Below are 5,674 nucleotides of genomic sequence, written 5' to 3'. Positions count from 1 at the left end.
AGTAACCACATCTGTTGCTGATACACCGCATTCGCGAGCAAGCCCGCTCCCACATTTTGACTGAGTTCCTTCAGAGATATCGTTAAAGGATATTGGAGTAATCCGCCTCGATCCGGTCCAGGCTCAAATGGTTGAGGAAGTTGGAGAAACACATCCACGCCGCCAACGCATTCATGTCGCGGAACTGATCCGGCAGGTATTTGGGTGGCACCACCAGGCCTTCGTCCACCAGTTGGCGCAGGGTACGCATGTCTTCCAGGGTGGTCTTGCCGCAGAACAACAACGGCACTTGCTCCAGCTTGCCTTTGCGCACGGCCAACTGAATGTAGTTGTAAACCATGATAAAGCCCTTGAGGTAGGACAAATCCTTGGTAAACGGCAGACCCGTAGGCGTCGACCCACGGAAAACCCGGCTGGCGTTGCCGTAGCTTTCCGCCATCTCAAAGCCCTGCTCGCGGAAGAATTCGAACACCTGCAGGAAGTCGGCTCCCTGCTCCACCATATGAATGGCGCGAGTGCGGTTGGTCAGCTTGCGCAGGCGGCTGGGGTAGGAGGCGAAGGTGATGATTTCCATCAGGATCGCCAGGCCTTCCTGGGTCACGGTCGACGAGGGCGGGCCCTTGGACAGGAAGGTGCAGATCGGCTGGTTTTGCCCATTGAGGGTGGTGCCCACGTGCACCAGGCCTTCATGGACCTCCAGGGCGCGCACGTCGCGGTCGTTGAACATCGCGTCGGCGCGGATCTTGATGTAGTCGGCACCTGCCGCCGCATCCGCCACGATACCGTCGGACTCGAACACCCGGATGGTTTCCTCGGCCTCGCCGAATACCTTGTTCAGGCGGCTCTGCAGCAGGTTGACGGCGTCCTTGGCGGTCAGGGTCTTGGCTTCGTCCTTGAGGTCGCCACGGCCATCGATATTGTTCAGGTAGTCCGACATCATCAGGCCGAGGTCGGCCAGGGTCGGGTCACCGGCATGGAACGCATCGGAAGCGGCACCGTACAGCTCCTGGGAGATCAGGCCGAAATCCTCGGTGCCCCGCGCTTCAAGCATGCGCACCACCATGCGGTACTCCTTGCACATGCGCCGCATGATCTGCCCGACCGGGTTGAACTGGCCAAGCTGGCGGGTGATGTCACGCTCGATGTTCTGGAACTCCAGCTTCACCGCGCTGGAATCGAACGACAGCGGCCGGGTCAGGTAGTAGTCGCGGTCCACCGCCGGCATTTCCTTGCCCTTGGCCTTGAGGAATCCCTGGCGAATATTCTCGTCCCACTTCACGGCGTCGAGGACGCGAATCGGTGTTTGCGCCAGCACAATGCGATCGGACAAGGCGCGTATCGTCTGCTGGTAATCGTCCACCCGGTACTTCCTCTTTAAACGTTATTTGCCTGCACGCTGGTAGCGCACGGCTTCGACGAACACATCGGCATTGGCCGGATCATCCAGGTACGCAAATACCCGGGCCATGGAACTGTCGATCAACACACCTGCACCCTCGACGGTTTCGACGGTGCTGCCACTCAGGACCTTCTGGCCGACCGCCTGGTGGACCTGATCCAGGTCGAGGTTGTAGACCACCAGCTCGTGCTCATCATTCAATTCGAACCCGGCGAGGATGTAATGCCCGCCGAACCTGGCCGGCAATGGCGCCGACAGATACCAGCGGCTGCCATGCCGGGAAACCGTGAACAGGTATTCATCCCGCTGGCCCGGCTTGGCCTTAGGGTAGCTCACGGCTTTGTAGCGGTGCTTACCGACGCGGCTGATTTGCAGGTTGAGCGGCTCACCCCAGGCATTTTTGCTGGCCCATTTGCCAAGCAGACCATCAGGCGCCGCCTCGCTGGCGGGCAACGGGTCCTTGAAGGTCACCAGGCAACCGCTGAGCAACAGGAACGACAAGGCGATCACGACGACGCGCCAGGCTTTCATTGGACAATCCCCTGTGTCAGACCGAAGCCAACACCAAATGCATGTAACGCTTGAGGATCTCAAGCATTTCTTCGCTGGTCAGAGGCTCTGAGCCGCCCAGCAGGCCCTGATATTCCATCCGACCGATAATCGCCGTCAACACTTTGGCATCCTGTTGCGGCTCGCGGGAACCCAATACCTGGAAAAACTGGCAAGTGCCCTGCAGCAGGATTTGCTGGTGGGAGCGCACCAGCTCGGCCAGGCGCGGGTTCAGCAGCGCTTCCTGGCGAAACGCCTGCTCGGCCATCAGGTGCTCACGGCGGTTGAGCAATTGGCGTTGCACGTAATCGGCGGTCAGGCGCGCGATGTCATCGGCCAGTTGCGAGCGCGACTGCGGGCTGCCGTCGCCATAAGCCACCATCTCGCGCAGCAGGCCTTCGTTACGCACCCACAACTTGCCCATGAACGCGGCGCTGCGCTCCACATATTGGGCGAAGGTGTCGGTGAGCAGGTCGTCGATGTCCTTGAAGTAATAGGTGGTGGCCGACAACGGCACACCGGCTTCCGCCGCCACCGCACGGTGACGCACGGCACGCACGCCTTCGCGTACCACGATGCGCATCGCTGCATCGAGAATGTCCTGCCTGCGCTGCTCACTGCCCCGGCGACTGGCCTTGCGGCCCTGGTACTGAACACTTTCAGCCACGGCAGCGGCAATGCCGGCGGCACCCTTTTGAGCCATTACGCGGTTCACGACGGATCTTCCTCCACACTGTGACGCGGAGCGTCACGGGCTGCGTTCCCACGCAGAGCGTGGGAACGATCACCTGGCGCTGTTTACTTGACGCTTATAAACGCCACATAAAAAAGCCGCCTTATAAAAGGCGGCTTCGGATTTCGCTACGGTTACGCTTGTGGCCGCATGTGCGGGAACAAGATCACGTCACGGATCGACGGCGAGTTGGTCAACAACATCACCAACCGGTCGATGCCGATACCTTCACCGGCGGTAGGCGGCATGCCGTATTCCAGGGCGCGTACGAAGTCGGCGTCGTAGTGCATCGCCTCGTCGTCGCCAGCGTCCTTGTCGGCCACCTGGGCCATGAAGCGCTCGGCCTGGTCTTCGGCATCGTTCAGCTCGGAGTAGGCGTTGGCGATTTCACGGCCGCCGATGAACAGCTCGAAACGGTCGGTGACGTTCGGGTTGTCATCGTTGCGACGGGCCAGCGGCGACACTTCGAACGGGTACTGGGTAATGAAGTGCGGCTGCTCCAGCTTGTGCTCCACCAGCTCTTCGAAAATCATCACCTGCAATTTGCCCAGGCCTTCGAAGCCCAGCACCTTGGCGCCGGCTTTCTTGGCGATGGCGCGGGCCTTGTCGATGTCGTTCAGGTCATCGGCGGTCAGCTCAGGGTTGTACTTGAGGATCGAGTCGAACACCGACAGGCGCACGAACGGCTCGCCGAAGTGGAACACCTTGTCGCCGTATGGCACGTCGGTGGTGCCCAGGACCAGTTGCGCCAGTTCGCGGAACAGTTCCTCGGTCAGGTCCATGTTGTCTTCGTAGTCGGCGTAGGCCTGGTAGAACTCCAACATGGTGAATTCAGGGTTGTGACGGGTCGAAACGCCTTCGTTACGGAAGTTGCGGTTGATCTCGAACACTTTTTCGAAGCCGCCAACAACAAGCCGCTTGAGGTACAGCTCAGGCGCAATACGCAGGAACATTTCCATGTCCAGCGCGTTGTGGTGGGTTTCGAACGGCTTGGCTGCGGCACCACCCGGGATGGTTTGCAGCATCGGCGTTTCAACTTCGAGGAAGTCGCGCTTCATCAGGAAGCTGCGGATGTGCGCAATAACCTGCGAACGCACGCGGAAGGTCTGGCGCACTTCTTCGTTGACGATCAGGTCAACGTAGCGCTGGCGATAGCGCTGCTCGGTGTCGGTCAGGCCGTGGTGCTTGTCCGGCAGCGGGCGCAGGGATTTGGTCAGCAGGCGCACGCTGGTCATTTCAACGTACAGGTCACCCTTGCCGGAACGGGCCAGGGTGCCTTCGGCGGCAATGATGTCGCCCATGTCCCAGGTTTTCACCGAGGCCAGGGTTTCTTCGGACAGGGTTTTACGGTTGACGTAGACCTGGATGCGACCGGTCATGTCCTGGATCACCATGAACGAGCCACGGTTGAGCATGATGCGACCGGCAACCTTGACCGGGATTGCAGCCTCTGCCAGCTCTTCCTTGGTCTTGTCCGCGTACTGTTTCTGCAAGGCATCGCAGTAGTTTTCGCGGCGGAAGTCGTTCGGGAAGGCATTGCCCTTGGCGCGCTCGGCAGCAAGCTTTTCCTTGCGCAGGGCGATCAGGGAGTTTTCTTCCTGTTGCAGGGCTTGCGGGTCGAGTTGTTGGTCGCTCATGTCTTTAAATTTTCCATCAGGTTCGTTGTCCCCGGCCTGCGGCCGGGGATCGCCGGCAAGCCGGCTCCTACAAAGGAGTTACAGGCCAGATTTCAGGCTGGCTTCCAGGTATTCGTCGATATCACCGTCGAGCACCTTGTCGCAGTCGCTGCGTTCAATGTTGGTACGCAGATCCTTGATCCGCGACGCGTCGAGCACATACGAGCGGATCTGGTGACCCCAGCCGATATCCGACTTGGTGTCTTCCAGCGCCTGGGACGCGGCGTTGCGTTTCTGCATTTCCTGCTCGTACAACTTGGCCCGCAGCATTTTCATGGCGGTGTCCTTGTTCGCGTGCTGGGAACGTTCGTTCTGGCAGCTCACCACGGTATTGGTCGGTACGTGGGTAATACGTACGGCCGAGTCGGTGGTGTTTACGTGCTGGCCACCGGCACCGGAGGAACGGTAGGTGTCGATCCGCAGGTCTGCCGGGTTGATCTCGATTTCCACCTTGTCGTCGATCTCTGGCGAGACGAAAACAGCGGAGAACGACGTGTGGCGACGGTTGCCGGAGTCGAACGGGCTCTTGCGCACCAGGCGGTGTACGCCGATCTCGGTCCGCAGCCAGCCAAAGGCGTATTCGCCCTTGATGTGCACGGTCGCGCCCTTGATGCCGGCGACTTCACCGGCCGACAGTTCCATGATGGTCGCGTCGAAACCGCGTTTGTCGGCCCAGCGCAGGTACATGCGCAACAGGATGTTGGCCCAGTCCTGGGCTTCGGTGCCGCCGGAACCGGCCTGGATGTCCAGGTAGGCGTTGTTCGGGTCCATTTCATGGCTGAACATGCGGCGGAATTCGAGTTTGGCGAGGTTTTCCTCGAGACGGGCCAGCTCGGCGACGACATCGCCCACTGCGCCTTCGTCGTTTTCTTCGACGGCCATGTCCAGCAGGTCGCGGCAATCGCCCAGACCGGTGTTCAATTCGTCGAGGGTGTCGACGATCTGCGCCAGCGCAGCGCGCTCGCGGCCCAGTTCCTGGGCGTATTCAGGTTTGTTCCAGACAGCCGGATCTTCAAGCTCGCGATTGACTTCGGTCAGACGCTCATGCTTTTGATCGTAGTCAAAGATACCCCCGAATAGTTTCGGAGCGCTCGGACAGGTCCTTGATGGTGTTAAGGATCGGGTTGATTTCCATGGCGGGCAGCACTCGTTGGCGAACTTTTGAAAGCCGACGAGTATAACGACAAACGGCTGATAACGGCAGTCCGCTTGGCCGAAAAGGCGGGGATATGCACCATCCAGACAGCGATGAAGATCAAATGTGGGAGCGGGCTTGCTCGCGAATGCGGTGGTTCAGTCGCCAGATGCATTGACTGA

At 59.9% G+C, this 5,674-nt stretch carries 5 protein-coding genes; all 5 read right to left on the bottom strand.

The features are described 5' to 3' along the window. Positions 1–82 precede the first annotated feature (82 nt). The 5 genes from ACW9I6_RS30280 to prfB all read right to left on the bottom strand — a co-directional run bounded on the left by ACW9I6_RS30280 (position 83) and on the right by prfB (position 5,492). Entirely contained in the window at positions 83–1,360 is a 1,278-nt protein-coding gene (locus tag ACW9I6_RS30280; RefSeq protein WP_003219237.1) for a flavohemoglobin expression-modulating QEGLA motif protein, read from the bottom strand. Positions 1,361–1,381: 21 nt separating this feature from the next. Continuing rightward, positions 1,382–1,930: a hypothetical protein gene (locus ACW9I6_RS30275; RefSeq protein WP_003219239.1), complete on the bottom strand. Its 549-nt coding sequence runs from the start codon at positions 1,928–1,930 to the stop codon at positions 1,382–1,384. 16 nt (positions 1,931–1,946) lie between these two features. Next, the gene (locus ACW9I6_RS30270; protein ID WP_087695218.1) at positions 1,947–2,663 is read right to left on the bottom strand and encodes a TetR/AcrR family transcriptional regulator; all 717 of its coding nucleotides are present in this window, start codon (positions 2,661–2,663) and stop codon (positions 1,947–1,949) included. A 152-nt stretch (positions 2,664–2,815) separates the two neighbouring features. Further along, a complete protein-coding gene (lysS, locus tag ACW9I6_RS30265; protein ID WP_003219243.1) occupies positions 2,816–4,318 on the bottom strand; it encodes a lysine--tRNA ligase in 1,503 nt (500 codons plus the stop codon). A gap of 78 nt (positions 4,319–4,396) precedes the next feature. After that, a protein-coding gene (gene prfB / locus ACW9I6_RS30260) for a peptide chain release factor 2 (protein ID WP_096236834.1) occupies positions 4,397–5,492 on the bottom strand; the annotation gives its coding sequence in 2 pieces (ribosomal slippage) (positions 4,397–5,419 and positions 5,421–5,492; 1,095 coding nt in all). Between the last annotated feature and the right edge of the window lie 182 nt (positions 5,493–5,674).

Source organism: Pseudomonas sp. SDO5522_S412 (assembly GCF_054071215.1).
Note: the sequence above shows the minus strand (reverse complement) of the source record. Positions and strands in the feature narration are given on the sequence as shown.

Excerpts from the sequence above, each read along its gene's own strand:
- ACW9I6_RS30275 (WP_003219239.1), bottom strand. The coding sequence starts at position 1,930 with ATGAAAGCCTGGCGCGTCGTCGTGATCGCCTTGTCGTTCCTGTTGCTC.
- lysS (WP_003219243.1), bottom strand. The coding sequence starts at position 4,318 with ATGAGCGACCAACAACTCGACCCGCAAGCCCTGCAACAGGAAGAAAAC.